This window comes from Paraburkholderia sp. J41 (genome assembly GCF_905220235.1).
In the GTDB taxonomy this organism is placed as follows: domain Bacteria; phylum Pseudomonadota; class Gammaproteobacteria; order Burkholderiales; family Burkholderiaceae; genus Paraburkholderia.
This window is the reverse complement of sequence record NZ_CAJMZE010000023.1, coordinates 1-26201: the sequence shown is the minus strand read 5'-3', so window position 1 is coordinate 26201 and position 26201 is coordinate 1. Positions and strand designations below refer to the sequence as shown.

Sequence of the window (26201 nt, the reverse complement as noted above, 5' to 3'; positions counted from 1 at the left end):
GCAAGCAAGCTTCGAATCACCGATAAATGAATTGGAGTATTGTTAGTCCCCAACGCGTTTTGCGTGTCCGAATTTTTGTAGTGAATGGTGTAGTGCGTGGGTCCATTCGTGGGCCGGCAATAAAACTGTGACAACAGGAGAATCTGCATGAAGGCTATTCAGGTATTCAAACTCGCCGTAAGCACCGCTCTCGTGGCGGCATCGTTCCAGGTTTATGCGCAGGACAATTCGGCTTCCGCCGCGCCCGCTGCCAGTGCGCCCACCGCCGCCGCGCAGCAGCAGTACAAGCAGTCGAAATCGCAGTACAAATCGGCCAAGGCCGCCAATCGCGCACTTGGCCGCAAGGTCCGCGCCGCACTGGCGCACGACAAGGACATCAGCGTGTCGAACATCACCGTGCGCGCGCGCGACGGTGCCGTGGTTCTGCAAGGCACCGTGCCCGACCAGTCGCAGATCGACAAGGCCACCGACGTCGCCAAGGGCGTGTCGGGCGTGACCTCGGTGAAAAACGCGCTGACGATCCGTCCGGTCGGAACCTGAGCGCGGCGCGACACGTGGAGCGGCGCATCGCCTGCCGCTCCTGCTGTCTGCCGGTTCACCCTCGATGCCGCATAGGCAGTCCAGTGCATGGGCGGTCTATGCGGTTTTTTATTGCATGTGCATCGCATGCAGTGCAGCTTATGCATCGACGTAATGCATATCCGGCGACTCACCCATCAGCAGCGGACGATTGGCGTCGGCGGCGGCGCGCAGGTAATCCCAGAGCGATGTGATGCGTCGCAACTTGCGCAAGTCTTCACGGCTGCACAGCCAGAAGCGCCGCGTCACCACCACGTCGTCCGGCAGGATGGAGACGAGTCGCGGGTCGGGCTCCGCCATGAAGCAAGGCAGGATCGCCAATGCACTGCCTTGCAGCGCTGCATGATATTGCGCGATCACGCTCGTGCTGCACAAGTTGGCCGTGACGTTGGGCGCCGTGCGTTCGAGATAAAGCAGTTCGTGGCTGAACGCGAGATCGGCCACGTAATTGATGAAGGCATGCTGGCGCAAGTCGGCGGTCGAGCGAATGGGCGGGTGCCGCGCGAGATAGGCGGGCGTGCCGTAAAGGCGCAGCCGGTAATCGCAAAGCTTCGTGTAGACGTATTGGCCGCGCTCGGGGCGCTCGAGCATGATGGCCAGATCGGCCTCGCGCTTCGAAAGACTCACGAAATGCGGGACCGGCAGCAAGTCGATCGACATGTCCGGGTGCCCGCCCGTGAAGCGCGCGAGTTGCGGCGCGAGAAAGAAGCAGCCAAACCCCTCCGTCGACCCCACGCGCACATGACCCGAAAGCGATTGCGCCCCCAACGCGAATTGCTCGCTGGCCGATTGCACCGTGCTTTCCACGGCGTCCGCGTAAGCAAGCAGTCGTTGGCCTTCGGCGGTCAGCACGAAACCGCCCGCACGCGACTTGTCGAAAAGCACCGTGCCTAGCGCGGTTTCCAGCTCGCGTATGCGCCGCGCGACCGTGGTGTGATCCACGCCCAGGCGTTTCGCGGCGCCGCTTGCGCGCTGCGTGCGCGCTACTTCCAGGAAGTAGCGCAAATCATCCCAGTTCAATGTCTCCATTTTTCCACTTGTGTTTTTTTGCATATCGGATGGGCTTTTTCGTCTCTATGCCGTGGATATTCGAGTAACTATACTCGTTAGCAGACTGCTTAAGAGGTAGTCGCACACAACAAGGATGGAGACACACGATGCACATGCAGTCGACCCCACAAGGGGCGGCGGTTGCCGCTTCCGTTCCCAAACGAGCGCGCGACTATTTGATCGCAGGCTGGGCCAGCATGGCCGGCACGACGATCGAGTGGTACGACTTCTTTCTTTACGGCACCGCGGCCGCGCTCGTTTTCAACAAGATTTTCTTTCCCACGCTCGATCCCATTCTTGGCACCCTGGCCGCATTCGCGACCTATGGCGTGGGCTTTATCGGCCGGCCGATGGGCGGCATCGTGTTCGGTCATTTCGGTGATCGCATCGGGCGCAAGTCGATGCTGCTCGCCACGCTCTTGCTAATGGGCATTCCGAGCATGGCGATCGGCTTGATTCCCTCGTATCAGAGCATCGGTTATTGGGCGGCCGTGCTGCTCGTCGCCATGCGCTTCCTGCAAGGCATGGCAGTGGGCGGCGAGTGGGGCGGCGCGGTGCTGATGGCCGTCGAACACGCGCCGCCGGGCAGAAAGGGTTTCTTCGGCTCGCTGCCGCAAACAGGAGTGGGTTTCGGCCTCATTCTTTCGTCGATTGCGATGGCCGCCGTCACGGCATTGCCCGAAGCCGACCTGCTCTCCTGGGGCTGGCGCATTCCGTTTCTTGCGAGCATCCTGCTGGTATTGGTGGGCTGGGTGATTCGCGTGCGCGTGCCCGAGTCGCCCGACTTCGAGCGCGTGAAGAAACAGGGCGAACCGATCAAGGCGCCGGTGCTTGAAGTGATGCGCCGGCAGCCGCGCGAGTTGCTCATCATCATCGGCGCGCGCACGGCGGAGAATACGTGGTTCTATCTCGTGGTCGCGTTCGCATTGGCGTATGCTGCGAATCAGCTCAAGATTCCCAAGGCCGCGATACTGCACGCGATCACGGCCGGCGCGGTGCTCTCGCTCGTGACCATGCCGTTCTGCGGCTGGCTCAGCGACCGCATCGGGCAAAAGCGCCTGTTTCTTGCGGGGCTCGTCATCATGGCTTTGTTTGCGGCACCGTTCTTCTCCATGCTCGAAACGCTGCACCCGCTCACGGTGTGGTGGGCGATGGTGCTGGGCGTGGGGGTGGTGTTTCCCATTCTCTATGCGCCCGAATCGCAACTCTTTGCCGCGCAGTTTCCCGCGGAAATCCGTTACAGCGGTATTTCGTTGTCCGTACAAATTGCGGGCGTGATCGGCGGCGGCATTGCTCCGATGATCGCCACCGCGCTGCTCGCCTACGGCGGCGGCCGCCCGCACTACGTGGTCGCGTACATGATCGCGCTGGGTGCGATCGCGTTGATCTGCACTTTGCTCATGCGCTCGAAACACGATTAAGATTTTTGGAACCCACCCAATTCCTCAGAGAGAATTCATCATGAATGCAGTGACTCAGGCGTCCAATGCGCAAGTCTCCACCGTCAAGCTACTGATCAACGGCGAATTCGTCGAATCCAGGACCAGCGAATGGCGCGACATCGTTAATCCGGCTACGCAGGAAGTGCTGGCGCGCGTGCCGTTCGCAACGGTCGAAGAAGTCGATCTCGCCGTGAAAAGCGCGCATGCCGCCTTCGCGACGTGGCGTAACACGCCGCTCGGCGCACGTCTGCGCATCATGCTGAAACTGCAAGCGCTGATTCGCGAGAACATGTCGCGCATTGCCAGGACGCTCACGGCCGAGCAGGGCAAGACGCTGCCCGATGCCGAAGGCGATATCTTTCGCGGGCTTGAAGTCGTCGAGCATGCGTGTTCGATCGGCACCTTGCAGCAAGGCGGTTTCGCCGAGAACGTAGCCGGCGGCGTGGACACGTACACGCTCCAGCAGCCTATCGGCGTGTGCGCCGGCATCACGCCGTTCAATTTCCCCGCGATGATTCCGCTGTGGATGTTCCCGATGGCGATCGTCTGCGGCAACACGTTCGTGCTCAAGCCTTCGGAGCAAGATCCGCTTTCGACGATGCAACTCGTCGAACTCGCCATCGAAGCCGGCATTCCGAAAGGCGTGCTCAACGTCGTACACGGCGGCAAGGAAGTAGTCGATGCGATCTGCACGCACGATCTCGTCAAGGCCATTTCGTTCGTTGGCTCGACGGCCGTGGGCACGCACGTGTACCGGCTCGGCAGCGAACACGGCAAGCGCGTGCAGTCGATGATGGGCGCGAAGAATCACGCCGTCGTGCTGCCCGATGCGAATCGCGAGCAGACGCTCAACGCGCTCGTCGGCGCGGCGTTTGGCGCGGCGGGACAGCGTTGCATGGCGACTTCCGTGGCCGTGTTCGTGGGCGCGTCGCAGGAATGGGTCGACGAACTCGTGGAGAAGGCAAAGACGCTCAAGATCAACGCCGGCCACGAAGCGAACACCGACGTCGGCCCGGTCGTTTCGCGCGCGGCGAAAGAGCGCGTGGTGGGGCTGATCGACTCGGGCGTGAAGCAGGGCGCGACGCTCGCGCTCGACGGTCGCAACGTGAAAGTGCCGAACTACGAGAGCGGTAATTTCGTCGGCCCCACGGTATTCACCAATGTGAAAACCGATATGGACATTTACACGAAAGAGATTTTCGGACCGGTGCTCGTGGTGCTGACCGCAAACACGCTCGACGAAGCCATTGCTATCGTGAACGCCAATCCGTTCGGCAATGGCGTGGGTTTGTTCACGCAGAGCGGCGCGGCGGCGCGTAAATTCCAGAGTGAAATTGATATCGGCCAAGTCGGCATCAACATTCCCATTCCGGTGCCGGTGCCGTATTTCAGCTTTACCGGGTCGCGTGGTTCGAAGCTTGGCGATCTCGGCCCGTACGGCAAGCAGGTCGTGCAGTTCTATACGCAAACCAAAACGGTCACCGCGCGCTGGTTCGACGACGCCACCGTGAGCGACGGCGTGAACACCACGATCAGCTTGCGCTGATTCGTTGCGAACGCAACGACACGATCAACGATAACGGAGACAGGCTCATGAAAATCGCATTCGTCGGGTTGGGCCACATGGGCGCGCCCATGGCGCTCAATCTGCTTAAGGCCGGCCATACGCTGTCGGTATTCGACCTGAGCGCCACGGCCATGCAAACGCTCGCCGACGCGGGCGCGCACAAGGCCGCCTCGCCGAAAGACGCCGTGAGCGGCGCCGAATACGTGATCACGATGTTGCCCGCCGCCGCGCACGTGCGCAGCGTGCTCACGGCGGAAGACGGCGTGCTCGCGGGCATCGCCAAAGGCGTGACGATCGTCGATTCGAGCACGATCGATCCCGCGAGCGTGAAGGAATTCGCGGCGCTCGCGGCAGCGCACGGCAATGCGTTCGTGGATGCGCCGGTGTCGGGCGGCACGGGGGGCGCGGCGGCTGGCACGCTCACGTTCATGGTGGGCGGCAGCGCCGCGATCTACGAAAGCGTGAAGCCGGTGCTTTCGGGCATGGGCAAGAACATCGTTCATTGCGGCGACACGGGCACGGGACAGGTCGCCAAGATCTGCAACAACCTCGTGCTTGGCGTGACGATGGCGGGCGTGGCCGAGGCGATGGCGTTGGGCGATGCGCTCGGTATCGACCCCAAGGTGCTGGGCGGCATCATGAATACCTCCACTGGCCGTAGCTGGAGTTCGGATACGTACAACCCGTATCCCGGCGTGATCGAAACGGCGCCCGCGTCGCGCGGCTATACGGGCGGCTTCGGCACCGATCTCATGCTCAAGGATCTCGGGCTTGCAACCGATGCGGCAAAGAGCGTGCGGCAGCCTGCATTCATGGGCGCACTCGCGCAACAGCTTTATCAGGCGATGAGCCGCCGCGGCGACGGCAAGCTCGATTTTTCGGCGATCATCAAGTTGTATCGCGACGAAAACTGACTTGCGAAATACAAGGTATCACGGCGCGCCTTCCAGCGCGCCTTTTTAATTTTGCGCCTTGATTCCAGCATGAATCTTCGCTTCTATGCGATCTATCAGGCGCGTGAACCAGCGGTTCAACAGCGTGTTCGAAGGCGCGAGAACCGTCGAGCACGCGAGAATGCGATACACGTCGTTGCGCGTGATCCTGGAGGTTTTCGCGGGATCGAGCCAGTCGTCGTTGGAGACGAGACGTTCGAGCGTTTCGAGCCCGATCAGAATGGGCCACAGGCAGGCAAGCCGCAAACGCAGCGAAAGGCGCGGCAATGCAAACGTATAGTCGATGGCCGCGCGGAAATGTTCGAGCGCCACGCCCACGAGATCGAACAGGATCGGTTGTGCGCGCAACGATGCGCCGGGCTGCAACAAATCGCGTGCTTCCAGTCCGAACGCGTCGAGCATCGAAGCGGGCACGTAGCAACGCCCGATGCGCAAGTCCTTGCCGCAATCGCGCAGCACGTTCACCAATTGCAGCGCCTTGCCGAAGCGAATGCCGCGCGCGCACATCGTGGTTTCGAGCGACGGCGCGAGCGCGCCCGGTACGTGCCGGTAAGTCATCTTCGTCCAGAATTCGCCGACACAGCCCGCCACGAGGTACGTGTAGCGGTCGAGGTCGTCGCGCGTCGCCAATGCTTGCACGTCGCCCGAGCGCTCGTCGGGGAACGTGCGCAGGTCCAACTCCATGCCCGTAGTCAGCGTCGTGACAATATCGCGCACGGCCGCGCGATCGCCGTCGTCGAGTTGTGCCAGTCCGTCGAGCGCGCCCGCAAGCGATTCGAGCAGCAGTTTTTCGTCCGAATGCGTTTGCTGGCCGGCGACTTCGCTCGTGAGTTGCGCGAGCACGCCGTTGTCGTTCGTCGTGCCGTCGATGCGCTCGCGCAGTGCGAGCAGCAAGGCGAGGCGGCGTTCGGGCGAGATCAGCGCCGTGTCCGCGATCGTGTCGGCGGCGCGCGCAAGCAGATAAGCCTCGCCCACGGGATCGCGCATGCCGGGCGGCAGCACGCGCATCGTGAGGTAGAACGAACGGGAAACGCCTTTGAGCAACGGGCCTAGCAGAAAGGCCCGGGTAGAATTCTGCATGTCGGATTGGGGCAGCGAGGGACGGATCGAACGCAGCCGCATTGTATCGTGGACGAAGGGGAGCGAGCCTGGTGAGACCCGAACGCGCGTTTTTCGACCTCCAGGTGCGCTTTGCCAATGCGGCGGCGCGCATTGCGAACGTGCCGCCCGCTACGGCCTTGCTCGACTGGACGAATCTGTATGTGCGATTCGGCGCGGGACGCGCCTTCGACCCCGCGCATCCCGTTTGGGCCGCCTATATTCACGGTCTGGTCGCGCAGGCAACCGTCGAAGAACAATGCGCCTGGACATGGCATTACCTGCAACGCTGTCCGACCCATCGCGCGGCGCCCGATATCGTTGCCGCGTTCGGCTGCTTCTCTTATGCACACGATCCGCATGGCGGTCTGCGATTGCATTTCATCGCGCGTGTTGAAAATGGCGTTTCGCCGCTCGATCTTCGGCATAGTCGTGCGCGGCGCAGCGAATTGCGCCGGTTGATCCAGCACGTGTACGAACACGAGTCGATCGGCGCCGAATTCGACGTGCGCGGCACTTCGTGGCTTTATCACTTGCCGGCGTATCGAAGGCTTTTCCCCGACGCCTACCTGGCCAGCGCGAAACCCGTCGCACGTTTGCGGGCGCTTTCGCTTTGGGGGCAATTTCTCGATCGCCACGGCGCGCTGCGCGTATCGCAAGCCGAGGTCTTGCTCGCGCGGCTAGAACGGCTAGAGCGGCTCGTTCATATCGACGATATCGCCCAATGCTTTCCATCGCCCGCGCTCGCGGTGCGTGCCCCTATACACTTGTTTCACGAATATTTTCGCGAATGACGTTATGCTTTCCATTTGCCGAAAATGACGTGGAAAGCGTTAATCGAATTGTCTGCTCGTCGCAAGCATCGGTAATCGCTGCGGTTACGAAAAATTTCCGGCGTCCACTTTGCGCGGCCCAAAGCGACGCTATTGAAAGCCGATAAAAATGCCAAGGGCGCCTTTTAAAGCGTATTTGCGAGCCACATTGCGCCGCGCGCTGAAATCGAACCGAATATTGATGAAAGTAATACGCGTAACGCGCGGGTAATGTTGCGCCACTTATCGCACCCTAGACTCCGCCGATGCTTTGTCTCGGAGCGGTGCTCATGCCTTCGTCCCCGGCTCTTGCCATTCATTCCTTGCGCGATTTCGAGCTGACTGCGGACGGCCAGTATTTGATGGTGAACGGCACTCAGCCCGATAGCGTGGCGCTGCATTGCTCCGTCATGCACGAGTTGCTGGCCGCGCTTTCCAATGCGATTGGCCGTTCCGAACGTATTCGCCAAAAAACCGCGAGCGTGAAATTCACCATGCCATGCGAGGCGTGGGAAATTGGTCGCGAGTCGGGCGATGTGCAACATCTCGTCGTCAGTTTTCGCCTGCCCGGAGGCGCCGAATTGTCGTTTCGCCTGCAACCGGCGCAAGCCGTACACATGACCGAAGTGCTTTCGCTCGTTACGGGGCTCGCGACAGCGCGTCGTCCCGGCGCGATGAGCGTGCAGTAATCCGGCTGCTTTCCGTCGCAACCGTCGTTTCCGTCGTCGCCGCCTGGCGGCTTTCGTTGGCCTCTCTTCTCACCTCCCGCATGACGGCATCAACTACCACGGCGCGCTTAGCCCGCGCGCTGACTCTCGCCGGTCTCGGCGTCGGCGTGACCGCTGCGGCGCACGCCACCGAGCCCTTCGTGGTCAAGGACATTCGCATCGACGGCCTTTCGCGTATCGAACCCGGCACAGTGTTCGCGTATCTGCCGGTCAAGCAGGGCGATACGTTCACGGACGATAAGGCTTCAGAGTCGATTCGCGTACTCTATGCGACGGGCTTCTTCAGCGACGTGCGGATTTCGACGGACGGCAACGGCACGGTGATCGTGCAGGTGCAGGAGCGTCCCGCCATCGGCACGATCGACTTCGCGGGCATTCACGAATTCGATAAGGACAACTTGACGAAGGCGTTGAAGGCGGTCGGTCTTTCTCCGGGCCTCAGCTACGATAAGGCGCTCGTCGACAAGGCAGAGCAGGAACTCAAGCGCCAATATCTCACGCGCGGCTATTACGCAGCCGAAGTCACGACCACGATCACGCCGATCGACCGCAACCGGGTGGGTTTGCTGTTCTCGGTGATCGAAGGGCCGAGCGCGAAAATTCGCCAGGTCAATTTCATCGGCACGCACGCATTCAGCGAAAGCACGTTGCGCGATGAGATGCAGCTTTCCACGCCGAACTGGTTCTCTTGGTACACGAAGAACGATCTGTATTCGAAGGAAAAGCTCACGGGCGATCTGGAGAACGTTCGCTCGTATTATCTCGACCGCGGCTACCTCGAATTCAATATCGACTCGACGCAGGTTTCGCTTTCGCCCGACAAGAAGGACATGTACCTCACGATCGCGGTGCATGAAGGCGAGCCGTACACCATTTCGAGCATCAACTTCGCGGGCAATTTGCTCAATCGCGAAGCCGAACTGAAGAAGCTCATTACGATCAAGCCGGGGCAGCGCTTTTCCGCGCAAAAGCTCAAGGACACGACCAAAGCAATTGTCGACCGGCTCGGCGAGTACGGTTATGCATTTGCGACGGTGAATGCCGAGCCGCAGATCGATCAGGCGCATCACACGGTCGCGCTGACGCTGCAAGTCGATCCGAGCCGCCGCGTCTATGTGCGGCAGGTGAATATCACAGGCAACACGCGCACGCGCGACGAAGTGATTCGCCGCGAAATGCGCCAACTGGAAAGTTCGTGGTTCGACTCCAACCGGCTCGCGCTTTCGAAAGACCGCATTAACCGGCTCGGCTATTTCACCGACGTCGAAGTGACCACGGTGCCCGTTGAAGGCACGCAGGACGAAGTGGACGTGGACGTGGCCGTGACCGAAAAACCCACTGGCACGATTTCGCTTGGCGTGGGCTATGGGTCCGGCGAAGGACCGATCATTTCTGCGGGCGTTTCGCAGGACAACGTATTCGGTTCGGGCAACAGTCTTTCGCTCAACGTGAATACGGCCACGACCTATCGCACCTTGTCGGTGACGGAAGTCGATCCGTATTTCACAGTGGACGGTATCAAGCGCATTACCGACGTTTATTACCGCACGACCGAGCCGCTTTATTATTCGAGCACGAACGACACGAGTTTTCGCATTGTTTCGTATGGCGCGGACACGAAGTTCGGCATTCCGTTCTCCGAAACCGACATGGTGTATTTCGGTCTCGGCATCGAACAGGACCGGCTCGATATCGACTCGACCACGCCGCAAACCTATAAGGATTATGTTGCCGATTTCGGCCGCGTCTCCAATACGGTGCCGCTTACTGTGGGCTGGTCGCGCGACAATCGCGACAGCGCGCTCGTGCCGAGCCGCGGCTACTTCGCGCAAGCCAATGCCGAATACGGCACGCCTGTCGGCGCCGAGTATTACAAGGCCGACGTGCAGTCGCAGTATTACTACTCGTTCTCGCGCGGCTTCGTGCTCGGTCTGAACCTGCAAGCCGGCTACGGCAACGGGCTGGGCGGCAAGCCGTATCCCATCTTCAAGAACTACTATGCGGGCGGTATCGGTTCGGTGCGCGGCTATGAGCCGAGTTCGCTCGGGCCGCGCGACGCGAGCACGAACGACCCGATCGGCGGTTCGAAGATGGTGGTCGGCAATATCGAACTCACGTTCCCGTTGCCGGGCACCGGCTACGACCGCACGCTGCGCGTGTTCACGTTCGTCGACGGCGGTAACGTGTGGGGCACGGAAGGCAACAGCACGGGCGCGAACGGCTTGCGTTACAGCTATGGCGCGGGTCTCGAATGGATCTCGCCGATCGGCCCGCTCAAGCTCGACCTAGGCTTCCCGATCGTCAAGCACACCGGCGACCAGTATCAGAAGTTCCAGTTCCAGATCGGCACCTCGTTCTGACCGAGCAATCCCGCGGCCGCGCCTAGATCAGCAGTTCGAGCGAATGATAAAGGCGCCGCCGCTCGGGATCGGTCGAAGCTTCTCCTGCGCGAATGGCTTGCTTGAGGCAATCGAGAAAGCATTCGGCGGCGGGCGAGAGCGGCACGCCGCGCCGCACGACGATGCTTACCACGGTGCGATCCACTTCCTCGTGCAGCGCGAGCGCACGCAGGTTTTCGCGCGCGAAGCGCGTTTCCACGAGCGGCCACGGGAAAATGCTCACCATGTCGGTATTCATGATCAGCCCCATCGCCACCACGAACGAATGCGCGAGATGCACCTTGTCCGGCATCGGCAGGCCGTGACGGCGGAATACGTCGTCGGCGATCATCTCCTTGCTCGCCGGGTCCCAGTTCAATAACCATTCGGATTCCTGAAGGTCTCGCAGCGACTGCGTATGCGCGAGCGGATGACCGTTACGCACGACTACCGCCGATTCGGTGGCGAAAATGGGCGTTTGCGTGAATTCCGCGTGCAGCGAGGCGGAACTTGGCTTGCCGAGCGAGAAGTCGAGCGAGCCGTCGCGCAGCCGCGGCATCACGATATTCAGCAATCCTTCGTAAAACTCCAGTTGCATGTCGGGCATGCGCGCGCGAAAGAGCGTGACCGCATCGGGCAGAAACGAAAGCGCGAGCCAAGGCGTTACGCCGATCGCGAGCTTGCCGCCGCCGCGCCCGCGCCGCGCGTCGAGTTCGTCCTGCGCGCGCGACATCTGATGCACGATGAGCCGCGCATGAACGAGCAGCGCCTGGCCCGCCTCCGTGAACGCGATGCCGTTCGCGTTGCGCGTGACGAGCGCGATCTGCTGCTCGGCTTCAAGCTCGCGCACCGCCTTCGTGGCCGCGGCGGGCGAGATGCCGAGCTGACGCGCCGCCGCACGAATGCTGCCCGTGTCGGCCATCGCAACGAGCGTCCTGAACTGGTGAAACTTCATAGGGATAACCCGGGTGCTCACTTCTGGTTGGCGGGCCAACCATTTTAGGGCTGTCGGTGAAAAAACGGCGTCATTATCCTCGGCGTTGATTCGCTATTCGACGAGAGGAAACGACGCATGAACACGATGGCCATTCCTGCGGCAATCGCCGCGATCGAGGAAGAAATGATCGCGTTGCGCCGCGAAATTCATGCGCATCCCGAACTGGGCTTCGAAGAGTTCGTGACGAGCGATCTCGTCGCGCAAAAGCTCGCCCAATGGGGCTATGAAGTGCATCGCGGCCTTGGCGGCACCGGTGTCGTGGGCACGCTCAAGTCGGGCGACGGCACGCGGCGTCTCGGCTTGCGCGCCGACATGGACGCATTGCCGATCCACGAAAATACGGGTCTTCCCTATGAAAGCCGCGTTGCGGGCAAGATGCACGCGTGCGGACACGACGGCCACACCGCCATGCTGCTTGCCGCCGCGAAGCATCTCGCGCAGGCGCGCGATTTCAACGGCACCTTGCACTTGATCTTCCAGCCGGCCGAAGAAGGTCTTGGCGGCGCGAAACGCATGCTCGACGACGGACTGTTCGAGCGCTTTCCTTGCGACGCGGTGTTCGCCATGCACAACATGCCCGGCTTTCCGACCGGCAGATTCGGCTTTCGAGCGGGGCCGTTCATGGCTTCGTCCGATACGGTCGTGATCGACATCGACGGGCGCGGCGGTCATGGCGCGATGCCGCACAAGGCCGTCGATCCCGTGGTCGTATGCGCGAATGTGGTGCTGGCGTTGCAAACCGTCGTTTCGCGCAACGTGCCGCCGCTCGACATGGCGATCGTGACCGTGGGCGCGATTCACGCGGGCGACGCGCCGAACGTGATTCCGCAAACCGCGCAAATGAAGCTCTCCGTGCGTGCGCTGCGCCCCGAAGTGCGCGATCTGCTCGAAGCGCGCATCACGGCGCTCGTACACGCCCAGGCGAGCGCGTATGGCGCGACGGCTCGCATCGACTATCAGCGCCGCTATCCCGTGCTCGTCAACGACGAAGCGATGACGGCGTTCGCGCAAGACGTGGCTCGCGACTGGCTCGGCGAGGAAGGGTTGATCGGCGAAATGGCGCCGCTTACCGGCAGCGAGGACTTTTCGTTTTTGCTGGAACGTTGCGCGGGCAGCTATCTGATCATCGGCAATGGAGACGGCGAGGGCGGCTGCATGGTCCATAACCCCGGTTACGATTTCAACGACGACTGCCTTGCCGCCGGCGCAGCGTACTGGGTCAAACTCACTGAACGGTTTCTGCGCGCATAGCCGGCGTCAATTCGGGCACGCTCAACAAGGAGACACACGATGACCGCCACCACGATACCGGCTCACGACGTCACGGCGCGTGCCTCCACGCGCCGCTCGCGCGCGAAAGCCATTTTCGCAATCACACTCGGCAATGGGCTGGAGTTTTTCGACTTTACCGTCTATAGCTTTTTCGCGTCGATCATCGGTTCGCTGTACTTTCCGGTGCATGGCGCGCTCAATCAGTTGATGCTGGCCGTGGGCAGCTTTGGCGTGGGCTTCGTGGTGCGGCCGCTGGGCGGTATCGTGATAGGCGCCTTCGCGGATCGTGCGGGACGCAAGGCCGCGATGACGCTCACGCTCTGGTTGATGGCGCTCGGCTCGGCGTTGATCGCTTTCGCGCCCACGTATGCGCAGATCGGCCTCGCGGCGCCCGCGCTCATCCTGCTCGCGCGTCTCGTGCAAGGCTTCGCGGTAGGCGGCGAAGTGGGCGCATCCACTTCGCTGTTGCTCGAATATGCCGACGACCGTTCGCGCGGCTTTTACGGCAGTTGGCAATTCGTGAGCCAAGGGCTCAACACCGTGTGCGGCGCACTGATCGGCGTCACGCTTTCGACGGTGCTTTCGCCGTCCGCGCTCGAAAGTTGGGGCTGGCGCGTGCCGTTCGTGATCGGCATGCTCGTGGTGCCCGTAGGCGTGTATATTCGCCGCCATCTCGACGAAACGCTCGCGCATCCCGAACCTGTCGAAAGCGCAGCCGTGACCGACGTCGCTCGGCCCGTGCGCGAGATTTTCGCGCGGCATCGCAAGGCGCTCGTGGCCGGCATAGTGACGACCATCGGCGGTACGGCGGCGAACTACATCGTGCTGTTTTATATGTCGACGTATGCGATCAAGATTCTCGGCATGCCGATGTCGGTGGGCATGAGCGCGGCGTTGGTCGCGGCGCTCGTTACGGCAGTGTGCTCGCCGTTCGCGGGCATGCTTTCGGATCGCGTCGGGCGCAAGTGGGTGATGGGCGTTTCGCGCGTCGCGTTGATCGCCGTGATCTATCCCGCGTTCATGGTCATTCACGCCATGCCGAGCATAGCCACGGTGCTTGCCGTGGTGGCCGCGCTCGGTGTGATTCTCGCGTTCACGGCGGTGCCCAATATCGTCATGCTGCCCGAACTTTTTCCGCAGCGGATTCGCGTAACCGGCATGTCGATCGTGTATTGCGTGGGCGTGTCGATCTTCGGCGGCTTCGCGCAGTTCTTCGCAACGTGGCTCATCAAACTGCTCGACAATCCGCTGGCGCCGGCGTGGTATTTGATCGGCTGCGGCGCGGTTTCGCTGCTGGCGTTGCCGCTCGTTCGCGAACCGGCGGGACGACCGCTCGATTGAGAATCGCCGTTCGCGCGGCGCGCGCTATGGCTTTTTAGCGCATGCGCCGCGTTTCTTTACGGCCGCTTTATACGGCGATTTCTAGAATGGATGCGTGTTCAACTTCCGCGTCCCGCCGTATGACGTCCATCGTTTCACCCCAAAGATCGTCCTCCGCGAATCGCAACGGCGCGGCTGGCCGGCGCGTTTCCACGCTGGGTTCGCGAGCGCGCGCGAATTCGCAACCGGCGGCCGTGCAACTGATCGTGCGAGTCGCCCCGCACGACGCGCAACTCGCGCGCTGCGCACTGCATGGCCTGCTGGGCGCCGCGCTCGGCGTGCATACGATTGATATCGACCGCCGTCGCGACCTCGCTTGCCTGCACGTCGAAGTCGATCGCCGCCGCCTCGCCGATGCGATGGCGCTGCTCATGCGCACGCTTGCGCACGCCGAATTCGGCATGGTTCGTCAACTCCAGCGTTGAGTCCGGCTACATGCGTTCCAGTCGTGGCGATGGTAATTTCGTCGCCACGACTGCGTCTCGTCCTTCGAATGATCTCTAGCACGTACAGGTTAGCGAACGACTCGAACAGAATTTATTTCGAATGCCGAAATAATTCTGATGATCGTTGAACGATTGCCGTTTTGATGTTGCCGCAATGCAGACTGCTCGTCACTCTCGTTCTCCATCGGCTGGAAAAACAGTAGTATTCATTGCGAGCGCCAGTCAGCTTTACGCGTGGTGAACGAATGCCTAACTGACTCGCCTCGTCGGTCCAGCGCAGATCGTCGACAACGGAGAGCAGCATGACACGCGTAACTCGGCTTGCCCCTTTGTGCTTGTCCTTGGGGTTGCTGGCGGCTGTCGTTGGTTGCCATGAAAACAAACCTGCCGCTTCGGCGCCGCCGCCCGCGAACGTCGACGTGATCGACGTTGCCTTGCGCGACGTGCCCGTGGTCTACGAATACGTGGGCCAAACGGAAAGCTCGCAACAAGTCGAAATTCGCGCGCGCGTGAATGGCTTCCTTGAAAAGCGTGTGTATCAGGAAGGCACGCTGGTTCATCAAGGCGACGTGCTGTTCGTGATGGACCGCAAGCCGTTTCAAGCCGCGCTCGACGCCGCGCAGGCCGAATACGCGCAACAGAAGGCGCGGCTCGATACCGCGCAGGCCAATCTCAATCGCGTGCGTCCGCTCGCGGCGAAGAACGCGTTGAGCCAGAAGGATCTCGACGATTCGATCGGCCAGCAGCAGGCCGCCGCCGCCGCGCTCGAACAGGCGCGCGCGAATGTCACGAGCGCTTCGCTCAATCTCGGCTATACGACTATCACTTCGCCCGTCACGGGGCTTTCCAGTTTTGCCAAGAAGCAGGATGGGTCGTATATCGACGCCACCAATAGCCTGCTCACTTACGTCGCGAAGCTCGATCCCATGTGGATCAACTTCTCGCTCTCCGAAAACGAAATCCTCGATTTACGCACGCAAACGAGCAACGGTTCGCTCAAGCTGCCGCCAGTCGGCAAGCTCGAAGCCGTGGTCGTGCTCGCCGACGGCAGCACGTATCCGCAGCGCGGCCACATCGCATTTACGGATGCGTCGTTGAGTTCCGATACCGGCACGTATCTGATTCGCGCGGAAATGCCCAATCCCAACGGTGCGCTGCGGCCGGGTCAGTTCGTGCGTATCAAGCTGCTGGGCGCGGAGCGCGCGTCGGCCGTCGCGGTGCCGCAGGATGCGGTGCAGCAAGGGCCGCGCGGCGCCTATGTGTGGACCGTCGACAAGGACGGCAAGGCGCAGCAACGGTCGGTCGAAACGGGGCAGTGGAACGGCAACGACTGGGTGATTCAGTCGGGTTTGCACGCGGGCGATCGCGTGATCGTCAGCAACACGTTGCGGCTCATGCCCGGCGCGTCGGTCAAGGCGAATCTCGTGGCCGCCGCGCCCGCGAGCGGCGCAGCCGATCCAGGCGCTGCGCAGACGGGCGTGGGCGCTTCCGGGGCCGCATCGACGTCGGCTTCGTCGGCATCGGCATCGACATCCACATCGGCGGAAGCATCGACAGGTGCATCGCAACGCAACGGCAACGCGAACGCGACGACCAGTCCGCAAGTCGAGGGCAATCGCACCGCGCTGTATTTCGCCACCGGCAGCGCGAGTCTCGACGCGCAATCGGCCACGGCGCTCGCCGACGTCGCGCGCCGCCTCGCGAGCGCACCGGGCGCGCGCGTCGTCATTTCCGGCTATACCGATTCGAGCGGCTCGTATGCGGCGAACGAGCGGCTCGCGCATGCGCGCGCGAACACCGTGCGTTCGGCGCTGATCGTCGCGGGCGTGCCCGATGCCCGCATCGACATGCGCAAGCCCGCGCGCGTTGTCGCGAGCGATCCGCCCGACAAGTCGCGGCGCGTGGACGTGACGTTCCCGGCCTCTGCGGGAGGCTGAACGATGAAGTTCTCCCACTTTTTTATCGACCGGCCAATCTTCGCGTCGGTCATTTCGATCGTGCTGGTGGTCGCCGGTCTCGTGGCGATGTTCAATCTGCCGATCGCGCAGTTCCCCGACATCGCGCCGCCCACGATCACCGTGAGCGCGTCGTATCCGGGCGCGAGCGCCGACATCGTGGCGCAAAACGTGGCCGCGCCGATCGAGCAGCAAGTCAACGGCGCGGACAACATGATGTACATGAACTCGTCGAGTTCCTCGACGGGCAACATGACGCTCACCGTGTATTTCGATATCGGCACCGACCCTTCGCTCGCGCAAGTGGACGTGCAGAACCGCGTGAATCTCGCGTTGCCTACGTTGCCGGATGCGGTCACGGCGCAGGGCGTTTCCGTGCAGAAGCGATCGTCGGCGTTCATGATGGTGATCGCCATTTATTCGCCCGACAACGCCTACGATCAGGCCTATGTGGGGAACTACGCGAACGTCTACGTGCTCGACGCGCTCAAGCGCATTCCGGGCGCGAATCAGGCGTCGATCTTCGGTTCGGCCGATTACGCCATGCGTATCTGGATCAAGCCCGATCGCATGGCCAAGCTAGGCATTACCGTGGCCGACGTGCAGAACGCGATCAGTCAGCAGAACCAGCAGTTTTCCGCGGGGCGCCTGGGTCAGTCGCCAACCGCGTCGCCCGTGCAGCAGACTTTTCCCGTCGCAACCAAGGGGCGCCTGACCGAGCCCGCGGATTTCGACAACATCATTCTGCGCGCCGCGTCGGGCGATGCAGCCATCGTGCGAATCAAGGATATCGGTCATGCGGAACTCGGCGCAAAAGATTACTCGCTGCGAGGCCGCTATAACGGCAAGACGGCCACGCTGATCGCCGTGTATCAGCAGCCGGGCGCGAATGCGCTGCAAGTCGCGAAGCAGGTGCGCCAGACGCTGGAGCAATTGCAAAAGAGCTTTCCGCCGGGGCTCAAATACGAAGTGGCGCTCGACACGACCGAGTTCGTGCGCGGGTCGATCGGCGAGGTCGTGCATACGTTGCGCGATGCGGTCATCCTCGTGATTCTCGTGGTATTTATCTTCCTGCAAAGTTTTCGCGCGACGCTCGTGCCGATTCTCGCGGTGCCGGTTTCGATCATCGGCGCATTCATCGGCATGATGGCGTTCGGCTTTTCGATCAATATGCTCACGTTGTTCGGCATGGTGCTTGCCATCGGCATCGTGGTGGACGATGCCATCGTCGTGATCGAAAACGTCGAACGCAATATGAGCGAGTTCGGCTTGCCGCCCAAGGAGGCGGCCAAACGCGCGATGGACGAGGTGAGCGGGCCGGTCGTCGCCATCGTTCTCGTGCTGCTCGCGGTGTTCATTCCCGTGGCATTTCTTTCGGGCATTACCGGGCAGTTGTACAAACAGTTCGCGGTGACGATCGCGGTTTCCGTGGTGTTGTCGGGCATTGTCGCGCTGACGTTGTCGCCCGCGCTCGCGGCCATTCTGCTCAAGCCTGGCGAGCACAAAAAGAACCGGTTTTTCCGCTGGTTCAACGACAAATTCGAGCGCTTGACCGAAGGGTATGGAAGCTGGGTGCAAAGCGCGATACGCCGCGTGATTCTTTCCATTGGCCTGATTGTCGTCATGCTGATCGCCACGGGCGGCCTGTTCAAGACCATACCGTCGTCGTTCTTGCCGGTGGAGGATCAAGGCTATCTGCTGGGCGCCGTCGTATTGCCCGACGCGGCCAGTCTGGACCGCACGGGCGCCGTGTCGAAACGCGCCGAGGACTGGTTCGCGAAGCAGCCCGCCGTGAGTTCCGTCGCCGCGCCTATCGGCTATAGCTTGATCGATTCGCAGTACAAAGCGAATGCCGGAACGCTCTTTATCACCCTGAAGGGTTTCGGCGAGCGCGGTGCGAACGGCACGGCGCAAGACCTGATTCGCGATGCGCAAAGGGAGTTCGGCGGTTTCAGGGACGGCGTGGTGGTGCCGGTCAATCCGCCTTCCATTCCCGGCCTCGGAACCACCGGCGGCTTCGAATTCTGGCTGCAAAGCGCCGGCGACGGCAATTATCAGCAACTCGAGGACAAGGTGCGCCAGTTCATCGCCAAGGCGCGGCAGAATCCGGCGTTGCGCGGCGTGAATTCGACCATCAATACGTATTCGCGCCAACTGCTCGTGGAAGTGGACCGCGAGCGCGCGGAAACCCTGGGCGTGCCGGTTCAGGACATTTACTCGGCACTCCAAACGATGTTCGGGTCGTCATACGTGAGTCAGTTTCCGAAGGGTAGCCGGCTCTTTCAGGTGATCGTGCAGGCCGAGCCGCAATACCGCACGAGTCCCAACGACATTCAGCAGATTTACGTGCGCAGCCGCAACGGCGACATGGTGCCGATCAAAGCCGTCACCACGTTCCGCTTCGTGCCCGGCCCCGACATCGTGAACCGCTTCAACAATTTCCCGGCGGCGAAGATTATCGGCGACGCCGCGCCGAGGCACAGTTCGGGCGAAGCCATTGCGGTCATGGAGCAGATCGCGAGCGAAACGCTCGGCGAAGGCTACAGCTATTCGTGGAGTGGTCAAGCGTACGAAGAAAAGAAAGCGGGCTCCACGGCGGCGCTCGTGTTCGCATTCGCACTGCTGATGGTGTTCCTCATTCTCGCGGCGCAGTACGAGAAGTGGTCGTTGCCGATCGGCGTGCTGCTGGCCGTGCCGTTCGCGTTGTTCGGCGCGCTCGTCGGCATCTTCATACGCGGCATGGAAAACGACGTGTACTTCCAGATCGGCTTGACGGTGCTGATTGCGCTGGCCGCGAAGAACGCCATTCTTATCTTCGAGTTCGCCGTGGAAATGCGCGAAAAAGAAGCGCTTTCGCCGTACGAAGCCGCGTTGCGCGCCGCGAGGCTGCGCTTGCGGCCCATCATCATGACTTCGCTTGCGTTCATACTCGGCTGCGTGCCGCTGGCGATAGCGAGCGGCGCGTCGGCGGCCAGTCGGCGCTCGTTGGGCACGGGTGTGATCTTCGGCATGCTGGGCGCGACGCTCATCGCGCTCTTTTTCATACCGATGTTCTTCTGGGGCCTCGAAACGCTGTCGTCGCGCAAGAAGCCGAACGCCGAACCGCACGTGGGCGCGCCGCCCGCGTTGCCGCCTTCGCAGGAGGGCTGACGCGATGAAGCCGATCCTGCATCGTACCGGGCGTCCGCTCGTGCTGGCCGTGGCGGGCGCCTGTCTCGCGGCGTGCGCGGTTGGCCCCGATTATCGGCGGCCGGTCGTGGAGACGCCTTCGTCGTACCGATACGCGTTGCCGCAAGCCGAAGCGGTGGACGCTTCGCTCGACTGGTGGACGCAATTCAACGATCCCGTGCTGAACGATTTGATCGCGAGAGCGCTGGCGCAAAACAAGGATCTCGCGATTGCCGCGGCGCGCGTCGAAGAATTTTACGGGCGCTACGTGGTCACGCGTGCGGGTCTGTTTCCGCAGGTCAGCGCGAATTTTGGCGCGTCGCGCAGCCGTGGCGTGCCCGCGCCCGGTTATCCGCCCGCCGTCGGCAATCAGGTGGAATTGAATGGCATGGTCGCGTGGGAACTCGATTTGTTCGGGCGCTTGCGGCGTTTGACCGAAGCCGCGCGCGCCGACTATCTCGGCACGCAGGCGGCGCAGCAGGCCACGCGTATCGCCATTGTCGCGAACGTGGCCACGTCGTATCTGTTATTGCGCGACTTCGACAATCAGTTGCAGATCGCGCAAGCCACGCTCGAAAGCCGCAAGGGCGCGCTGCAATTGTTCGAGGAGCGCTTTGGCGGCGGCGTGGTGTCGAAGCTGCAACTGAGTCAAGCTCGTTCGGAGTACGAATCGGCTCAGGTTTCCGTGTTCTCGATCCAGCAGCAGATCGCGCAACAGGAGGACGCGCTTTCGCTCCTGCTCGGTCAAAATCCCGGCCCCATTGCGCGCGGCAAATCCATCACCGAATTGAGCGCGCCCGCCATTCCCGCCGGTTTGCCTTCGACGCTGATCGAACGGCGTCCCGACATTCTTCAGGCCGAGCAGGCGCTCGTGGCGGCGAATGCGTCGATCGGCGCGGCGCGCGCGCAGTACTTTCCGCAGATTTCGCTCACCGGTTTGTTCGGCGCGGCGAGCACGGCGCTTTCGGGCTTGTGGACTGGCCCGGCTCGCGTGTGGTCGTTCGCGGGCGCGGTGACGCAACCGATATTCGAAGGCGGTGCGATTGCCGGTTCCGTGCATCAGGCCGAAGCGGTGCAACAGGAAGCCTTGTTCAGCTATCAACAGACGATTCAGCAGGCATTCGCCGACGTCGAGAACGCGCTTGTGGGCGTGGCGCGCACGCGCGATCAACTCGACGCCACCACGCGCCAGGTGGCCGCGCTCGCGGAGTATTCGTCGCTTTCGCGCGATCTTTACGAGGGCGGTTATACGAGTTATCTCGAAGTGCTGGACGCGGAGCGCAGTTTGTTCGCGGCGCAGTTGCAGCAGTCGTCGTTGCAGGATCAGCAGCTCGCGCAAATCGTGAATTTGTACAAGGCGCTCGGTTATGGCTGGATGCCGGCGCAAACGGATTCGGCGAATCTTGCGAAGCCGCAATCGTGAAGGCGCGGCTCGCATGACGGCGGATAAACGCGCCGCCGCCCGCGTTCGCTGCTTGCGGTGCGTTCGGCGGAGAATCGCGTTTTTTTCGGGCGGCCGGCTCTGGCTCAGTCGGCGGGACGGCGGTCGGCGAGGGCGCGCTCGCAATCCTTGAGCACTTGCAGCACGAGTTTCGCCTGATAGTTGAGGTCGTCGGTATCGAGAATTTCCTCGACGGCGTCGCGCGCCCACACCGCGTCGACGAACCATGCGTGCTGCTGCGCGATGTCCTGCGCGAGCGCCGCGAGTCGGGCAATGGCGAGCCAGTCGGCCTCGCGTGCGTGGCGGTCGAGCCATTTGTGCGCGGCCTGCACGTGAAATGCCGCGTTCGGCCAGGATTCGTTGAGGTAGTAGGCTCCAAGGCTCCCGCAGGTGAGCCAGCAGAGGAGTTCCACGCGGTCGCGCGGGCTTAGATGGTGGCGTACATCACTCATGGCGACGCTCGCGAAGGTAACGAAGTTCGATTGGCAGACGGAGCAGGCTTCGAATCCGATGACAAAACGATATCACGAGCCGAAAAAATGCGCCTGCCCGCACCGGCCCTGCCGACGCGGGTTGCACGCATCGGCACGGATAGCGTCGCCTGGCGGCCTGTCGTATGCAAACCAGGAGTGACACCAGGAGAGCGTCCGCGTAACGCGCGATAGGTGCATCAGCACACCTGGCGAGAGCACGAATCGTGCGCGATGCGTGGCCTTGCGTGCGGAGTGGACGGATGCACCGCGAATCGACGCCGGTCCGGCGCTGCCCCAATCGCGTTTTCGCCCCCTATTTTCGCGGCTCTCAATCCTTTGCGCCGCCCAGTTGCGCGAACGTGTCCGCCGCGCCCATCGCCCGCGCGGCGTCGAGCGCGCTGTTGCCGGAAGCGTCGCGGGCCGAGGCGTTCGCGCCGCGCGCGAGCAGCAGGTCGACGATCTGGGTGCGGTTGAACATGGCGGCGATCATGAGCGCGGTGCGGCCGTCGGGCGAGGCGCCTTCGACGTCGGCGCCGTTATCGAGCAGCGCGGTGATGACGTCGGCGAACCCTTTGAACGCGGCGCCCGCGAGCGGCGTCTGGCCATTGTCGTTGCGCAGGTTCGGATCGGCGCCGCGCTGCACCAGCGCGCGCACGGCGGCCGCATGGCCGTGATAGCTCGCGAGCATCACGAGCGTGTCGCCTTTTTCGTTGCGCAGGTTGGGCGGCAAGCCCTGATCGATGAGATTGGCGAGCGTATTGGCTTCGCCGCGGCGCGCGGTGTCGAACACCTGATGCGCGAACTCGACGAGACGCGGATCGAACTCGCCGCCTCCCGAGCCTCCCGGGCCGCCGGCGCCCCCGGAACTGGACGGCGAATCGGACGGGGACGAAGGCGCGTTGACGGTCATGGCGGTCTCCTTGAGCGAGGTGTGGGACAGTCGTGCCCATTGTCGCCGATCCGGGCAAGCGCCGAGCCCAAGGCGTCCGCGATGGAGGGAGCGCGTCAAGCGAAACGGCGCTGCGCGAGCCGCCCGAAGGCAACTGGCGCAGCGCCGCGAGCGCGCCGTGGAGAGTGCCGCGCGCGGGCGCTTACGGCACGAGCCAGAGCGCGGCCGCGTAAATCACGAGCGACACCGCGAACGTCACGGCCGTGTAGCCCATTACGCGCTGAATGCGAATGCCCGCGATGGCGACGATGGGCACGGCCCAAAACGGTTGCAGCATGTTCGAGACGTTTTCGGCCATCGCCACGCCCATTGCCGTGCGCGGCACCGAAGCATGCAAGCTCAGCGCGGCCGGCAGCACGAACGGCCCTTGCACGGCCCAGTGACCGCCCGCGCTAGGCACGAGCAGCGTGATGATGAGCGAGCTGAGATAGCTCCAGAGCGGCAGCGAAAGCGGCGTGGCGATCGTCACGAATGCCTTGGCGATCATCGAGGCGAGACCCGTGCCCTTCATGATGCCCATGATGCCGCCGTAGACGGGGTACTGAAGCAGCATCGAACCAGTTTGACGCGCGGCGCGGCGAATCGCATTCGCATAGGCGATGGGCGTGCGCTGGAGCGCGAGGCCGATCAGCAGGAAGATCAGGATGGTCGTGTTGATGTCGAGATCGAAACCCTTTTCGCTCCACTCCATCCACAGATAACCCACGCCGAACACGAGCAGCAGCAGCGTGCCGAACATCGACTGTTCGAGGCGCGAGGCGAACGAAGGCGAGGCGTCGCCGATGCGCGCGTGCGGGTCGCCGTCGGCGTCGTTCGCTTCGGCTTCGGCGGCGTCGCGGAAGGCCGCCACGTGCTCCGGCTTCGGATGCATGCGGATGAAGATGAACGTCATCACGACCACGACGAGCACCGTGGGCACGAACACGAAGGGCGCGAACACGGTCTGGCTCAGCGGAATGACGTGGCCGGTGGCCTTTTCGACGAGATTGAGCGCATTGCCCGCCGAAGCCTGCGAAAGCGCGATGGAGCTGGACAGTCCGCTATTGCAGATCGACCACGCCGAATAGCTGCCCGCGACGAGCCAGGCGAAATCGACGTCGACGCGACGCGCGATCTCACGCGACAGCAGCGCGCCGACGATCAACCCGAGGCCCCAGTTCAGCCACGCGGCCACGGCCACGACGGGAAACACGAGCAGCGCGGCGCGCGCGGGCGTGTGCGCCCTGGAAGCGAGCGCGCGCAGCACGCGCTGGATCACGGGAGCTTCGGCGATCGCATAGCCGGTGGCGAGGATCAGGATCATCTGCAACGCGAAGCCGAGAATGCCGAACGTGCCCGTGTACCAGGAATCGAGCAGCACCGGAACGTTGCCGTGCGGCGCGATGGCCAGCGCCAGCAGCGCGACCACGAGCGTGAGGCAGATGGACAGCACGAACGGGTCGGGCATGACGCGTTCGAAAACGTAGACGAGGGCAGCCACGACGCCTTGGCGCGGGGCACGGGGTTCAGTCTGGAGGTCTCTTTTCATGCTCTTTCAGCGTGTTCGCAGCATAAGGCTGCGGCTGGCCGGAGCAGACAGGATCGGCGTCGAGTTGCGGATGGTCCCGCACCGTGCCGCCGGCGAGCCGGAGCGAGCGTGGTGGACGGGGAGACAGGCGCGGCGCTCCTCCATTTGCGAGAGGCGATGCCGCCCCGGCGCAGCGGGTTCAAATCGCGCCTCCCATGCGGCGTTGCATGACGAAGCGGCCAGCCCGTTCATTATTATTCTCGAGTTCGTAATACGAACGCGGTTTCGTTAATCGAACGCCGCAATATTCGCTTTATGCCGGGCGAATGTCAAGGCTGCAATATTTTGCGTGTGCATTATGTTTCTTCTAATTGGGGATGAATGAATCAAATTTGTAATATTCATGAAACCGGAAAGCAATATAGCGGCATTCGAATGCCGTTCCGCAACAACGCGAAAACCGTGTGCCACGCATGAAAATTAGTTCGGATGACCAGGCATCGGGGCCTGCATTCGAATGCGCGCGAAAAGAGCGCACATGAAAATTTCCGCCATGGCGGGGCGGTACAATGTGCTCCGCCCCGAAATTCCCAGATCGAGACCATGCAAAAGAAAACGGTCAGTGGCGCTCCGTTGCCGGCCTACGAACAAATCAAGCGCCACGTGCTCGCGCAGATCGAAAGCGGCGTGCTCAAGCCCGGCGACGTCGTGCCTTCGGAAACGGAAATGGTGAAGGAGTTCGGCGTGGCGCGCATGACGGTGTCGCGCGCGTTGCGCGAGTTGATGGCCGAGGGCGTGCTCAATCGCGTGCGCGGCTCGGGCACGTACGTGGCGCCGCGCCAATACGAATCCACGGTCTTGCAGATCCGCAATATCGCCGATGAAATCACGGCGCGCGGTCATCGTCATTCCGCGCGCGTGCTGGCGCTCGAAACGAGCGACGACGCGAACGCCGTCGCCGAACTGGAACTGCGTGCGGGCCCGGCGTTTCATTCGCGCATCGTTCATTTCGAGGAAGGCGAGCCGATTCAGTATGAAGACCGCTACGTGAATCCCGAGGTGTTTCCCGAGTATCTCGCGCAGGACTTCACGGCCGAAACGCCGAATCACTATATGGTGCGTCTCGCGCCCATTCAGCGCGCCGAATTCCGCATCTACGCGCAAAAGCCCGAAGCGCGCGTGCGCCAATATCTCGACATGGAAGTGGGCGAGCCGTGCCTCTTGCTGCTGCGCCGCACGTGGGTCGGCGAGCACGTGGCGACTTCGGTGCGGCTGTGGCATCCGTCGTCGCGGTTTCATCTCGCGGGCACGGTCTGAGCCAGCCGGCCCGCGCCGGCTTGTTGTTTTTCGTCCGCTGCCCCGGCTGTCCTGCCGGGCGCCAAACTGACGTTGCGCCGTTCCCTTCGCGGTGCATTCGCACACCTGTCTAGTCAATATGCACGCACGCGCAGGCCGCCGCACGCACAAAAGTGCAGAAAAATCCGCATTTCGTTCAGGGTAATTACCTAGCCAACTTTTTTGAAAACGAGTTGTATATACAACTTGACGGCGTTAGACTAGGTTCACGTTGCAGCCCCCCATGCCTGCGAGACACCGAGCAGGAGCGGGCGCCGCCTTTTACCTTGCCAATCCGACCCGACACGGACGCCATGAACCATCCCAACTTCACCGATCCCCGCCTCGACCCCACCCGCACGATTCGCGCACCGCGCGGCCCGGAGAAGGTCTGCAAGACCTGGCTCGCGGAAGCGGCCTATCGCATGATCCAGAATAACCTGGACGCCGAAGTCGCCGAGCATCCGCATGCGCTCGTGGTGTACGGCGGCATCGGTCGCGCCGCGCGCAACTGGGAATGCTTCGACCAGATTCTCGCCTCGCTCAAGGATCTTGAGGATAACGAAACACTGCTGATCCAGTCGGGCAAGCCGGTGGGCGTATTCCGCACGCACGCCGACGCGCCGCGCGTGCTGCTCGCCAATTCGAATCTCGTGCCGCACTGGGCGACC

General features: G+C 62.4%; 20 protein-coding genes and 1 pseudogene. 15 read left to right on the top strand and 6 right to left on the bottom strand.

From position 1 onward, the window contains the following. The first annotated feature begins 147 nt into the window (after nt 1–147). Entirely contained in the window at nt 148–540 is a 393-nt protein-coding gene (locus tag U5805_RS21990; protein ID WP_322105610.1) for a BON domain-containing protein, read from the top strand. Nucleotides 541–678: 138 nt separating this feature from the next. On the opposite strand, the gene U5805_RS21985 is transcribed toward U5805_RS21990, so the two are convergent. After that, entirely contained in the window at nt 679–1632 is a 954-nt protein-coding gene (locus U5805_RS21985) for a LysR family transcriptional regulator (protein WP_322105609.1), read from the bottom strand. Between the two features lie 104 nt (nt 1633–1736). Here U5805_RS21985 and U5805_RS21980 point away from each other — a divergent pair, with 104 nt between their 5' ends. From U5805_RS21980 to mmsB, 3 genes are read left to right on the top strand one after another with little or no spacing between them, the layout of a single operon-like run. Next, nucleotides 1737–3050, top strand: a complete 1314-nt coding sequence (locus U5805_RS21980; RefSeq protein ID WP_322105608.1) for an MFS transporter — start codon at nt 1737–1739, stop codon at nt 3048–3050. Between the two features lie 40 nt (nt 3051–3090). Continuing rightward, complete coding sequence (locus U5805_RS21975) at nt 3091–4617, top strand: CoA-acylating methylmalonate-semialdehyde dehydrogenase (protein ID WP_322105607.1); 1527 nt, start codon at nt 3091–3093, stop codon at nt 4615–4617. A gap of 47 nt (nt 4618–4664) precedes the next feature. Then, nucleotides 4665–5552 (top strand): 3-hydroxyisobutyrate dehydrogenase, encoded by an 888-nt coding sequence (gene mmsB, locus U5805_RS21970; RefSeq protein WP_322105606.1) that lies wholly within the window; start codon nt 4665–4667, stop codon nt 5550–5552. A gap of 45 nt (nt 5553–5597) precedes the next feature. Here the strand turns inward: mmsB and U5805_RS21965 are convergent, their stop codons facing one another. Next, on the bottom strand, nt 5598–6671 hold the full coding sequence (locus tag U5805_RS21965; RefSeq protein WP_322105605.1) for a phytoene/squalene synthase family protein: 1074 nt from the start codon (nt 6669–6671) through the stop codon (nt 5598–5600). Between the two features lie 71 nt (nt 6672–6742). Between U5805_RS21965 and U5805_RS21960 the strand changes: the two genes are divergently transcribed. The 3 genes from U5805_RS21960 (at nt 6743) to bamA (ending at nt 10589) form a co-directional block, all read left to right on the top strand. After that, a complete protein-coding gene (locus U5805_RS21960; protein ID WP_322105604.1) occupies nt 6743–7483 on the top strand; it encodes a hypothetical protein in 741 nt (246 codons plus the stop codon). 308 nt (nt 7484–7791) lie between these two features. After that, nucleotides 7792–8190, top strand: coding sequence for a hypothetical protein (locus tag U5805_RS21955; protein ID WP_322105603.1), 399 nt, complete (start codon nt 7792–7794; stop codon nt 8188–8190). Between the two features lie 80 nt (nt 8191–8270). Then, entirely contained in the window at nt 8271–10589 is a 2319-nt protein-coding gene (gene bamA, locus U5805_RS21950; protein ID WP_322105602.1) for an outer membrane protein assembly factor BamA, read from the top strand. A gap of 22 nt (nt 10590–10611) precedes the next feature. Here bamA and U5805_RS21945 read toward each other — a convergent pair whose 3' ends face one another. After that, the gene (locus U5805_RS21945) at nt 10612–11562 is read right to left on the bottom strand and encodes a LysR substrate-binding domain-containing protein (protein ID WP_322105601.1); all 951 of its coding nucleotides are present in this window, start codon (nt 11560–11562) and stop codon (nt 10612–10614) included. A gap of 117 nt (nt 11563–11679) precedes the next feature. Here U5805_RS21945 and U5805_RS21940 point away from each other — a divergent pair, with 117 nt between their 5' ends. The 6 genes from U5805_RS21940 to U5805_RS21915 all read left to right on the top strand — a co-directional run bounded on the left by U5805_RS21940 (nt 11680) and on the right by U5805_RS21915 (nt 21248). Continuing rightward, the gene (locus U5805_RS21940) at nt 11680–12855 is read left to right on the top strand and encodes a M20 aminoacylase family protein (protein WP_322105600.1); all 1176 of its coding nucleotides are present in this window, start codon (nt 11680–11682) and stop codon (nt 12853–12855) included. A 39-nt stretch (nt 12856–12894) separates the two neighbouring features. Then, nucleotides 12895–14217 carry an MFS transporter gene (locus U5805_RS21935; RefSeq protein WP_322105599.1) on the top strand — a complete coding sequence of 441 codons (1323 nt, stop codon included), beginning with the start codon at nt 12895–12897 and terminating at the stop codon, nt 14215–14217. A 245-nt stretch (nt 14218–14462) separates the two neighbouring features. After that, nucleotides 14463–14681, top strand: coding sequence for a hypothetical protein (locus U5805_RS21930; protein ID WP_322105598.1), 219 nt, complete (start codon nt 14463–14465; stop codon nt 14679–14681). A gap of 440 nt (nt 14682–15121) precedes the next feature. Further along, nucleotides 15122–16639, top strand: a complete 1518-nt coding sequence (locus U5805_RS21925; RefSeq protein ID WP_322105597.1) for an efflux RND transporter periplasmic adaptor subunit — start codon at nt 15122–15124, stop codon at nt 16637–16639. Nucleotides 16640–16642: 3 nt separating this feature from the next. Then, entirely contained in the window at nt 16643–19807 is a 3165-nt protein-coding gene (locus U5805_RS21920; RefSeq protein WP_322105596.1) for a multidrug efflux RND transporter permease subunit, read from the top strand. A 4-nt stretch (nt 19808–19811) separates the two neighbouring features. Continuing rightward, nucleotides 19812–21248 (top strand): efflux transporter outer membrane subunit, encoded by a 1437-nt coding sequence (locus tag U5805_RS21915; RefSeq protein WP_322105595.1) that lies wholly within the window; start codon nt 19812–19814, stop codon nt 21246–21248. 104 nt (nt 21249–21352) lie between these two features. On the opposite strand, the gene U5805_RS21910 is transcribed toward U5805_RS21915, so the two are convergent. The 3 genes from U5805_RS21910 to U5805_RS21900 all read right to left on the bottom strand — a co-directional run bounded on the left by U5805_RS21910 (nt 21353) and on the right by U5805_RS21900 (nt 24216). Further along, a complete protein-coding gene (locus U5805_RS21910) occupies nt 21353–21718 on the bottom strand; it encodes a hypothetical protein (RefSeq protein ID WP_158953867.1) in 366 nt (121 codons plus the stop codon). A gap of 349 nt (nt 21719–22067) precedes the next feature. Then, a complete protein-coding gene (locus U5805_RS21905) occupies nt 22068–22649 on the bottom strand; it encodes an ankyrin repeat domain-containing protein (protein ID WP_322105594.1) in 582 nt (193 codons plus the stop codon). A 181-nt stretch (nt 22650–22830) separates the two neighbouring features. After that, the gene (locus U5805_RS21900) at nt 22831–24216 is read right to left on the bottom strand and encodes a TIGR00366 family protein (protein ID WP_322105593.1); all 1386 of its coding nucleotides are present in this window, start codon (nt 24214–24216) and stop codon (nt 22831–22833) included. 582 nt (nt 24217–24798) lie between these two features. Between U5805_RS21900 and hutC the strand changes: the two genes are divergently transcribed. Then, nucleotides 24799–25512, top strand: a complete 714-nt coding sequence (hutC, locus tag U5805_RS21895) for a histidine utilization repressor (RefSeq protein WP_322105592.1) — start codon at nt 24799–24801, stop codon at nt 25510–25512. Between the two features lie 332 nt (nt 25513–25844). Next, nucleotides 25845–26201: pseudogene (locus U5805_RS21890) on the top strand (urocanate hydratase); the annotation flags it as partial.

Coding starts and splice junctions, on each gene's coding strand:
- U5805_RS21990 (WP_322105610.1), top strand. CDS start 148: ATGAAGGCTATTCAGGTATTCAAACTCGCCGTAAGCACCGCTCTCGTG.
- U5805_RS21985 (WP_322105609.1), bottom strand. CDS start 1,632: ATGCAAAAAAACACAAGTGGAAAAATGGAGACATTGAACTGGGATGAT.
- U5805_RS21980 (WP_322105608.1), top strand. CDS start 1,737: ATGCACATGCAGTCGACCCCACAAGGGGCGGCGGTTGCCGCTTCCGTT.
- U5805_RS21975 (WP_322105607.1), top strand. CDS start 3,091: ATGAATGCAGTGACTCAGGCGTCCAATGCGCAAGTCTCCACCGTCAAG.
- mmsB (WP_322105606.1), top strand. CDS start 4,665: ATGAAAATCGCATTCGTCGGGTTGGGCCACATGGGCGCGCCCATGGCG.
- U5805_RS21965 (WP_322105605.1), bottom strand. CDS start 6,671: ATGCAGAATTCTACCCGGGCCTTTCTGCTAGGCCCGTTGCTCAAAGGC.
- U5805_RS21955 (WP_322105603.1), top strand. CDS start 7,792: ATGCCTTCGTCCCCGGCTCTTGCCATTCATTCCTTGCGCGATTTCGAG.
- bamA (WP_322105602.1), top strand. CDS start 8,271: ATGACGGCATCAACTACCACGGCGCGCTTAGCCCGCGCGCTGACTCTC.
- U5805_RS21945 (WP_322105601.1), bottom strand. CDS start 11,562: ATGAAGTTTCACCAGTTCAGGACGCTCGTTGCGATGGCCGACACGGGC.
- U5805_RS21940 (WP_322105600.1), top strand. CDS start 11,680: ATGAACACGATGGCCATTCCTGCGGCAATCGCCGCGATCGAGGAAGAA.
- U5805_RS21935 (WP_322105599.1), top strand. CDS start 12,895: ATGACCGCCACCACGATACCGGCTCACGACGTCACGGCGCGTGCCTCC.
- U5805_RS21920 (WP_322105596.1), top strand. CDS start 16,643: ATGAAGTTCTCCCACTTTTTTATCGACCGGCCAATCTTCGCGTCGGTC.
- U5805_RS21915 (WP_322105595.1), top strand. CDS start 19,812: ATGAAGCCGATCCTGCATCGTACCGGGCGTCCGCTCGTGCTGGCCGTG.
- U5805_RS21910 (WP_158953867.1), bottom strand. CDS start 21,718: ATGAGTGATGTACGCCACCATCTAAGCCCGCGCGACCGCGTGGAACTC.
- U5805_RS21905 (WP_322105594.1), bottom strand. CDS start 22,649: ATGACCGTCAACGCGCCTTCGTCCCCGTCCGATTCGCCGTCCAGTTCC.
- U5805_RS21900 (WP_322105593.1), bottom strand. CDS start 24,216: ATGAAAAGAGACCTCCAGACTGAACCCCGTGCCCCGCGCCAAGGCGTC.
- hutC (WP_322105592.1), top strand. CDS start 24,799: ATGCAAAAGAAAACGGTCAGTGGCGCTCCGTTGCCGGCCTACGAACAA.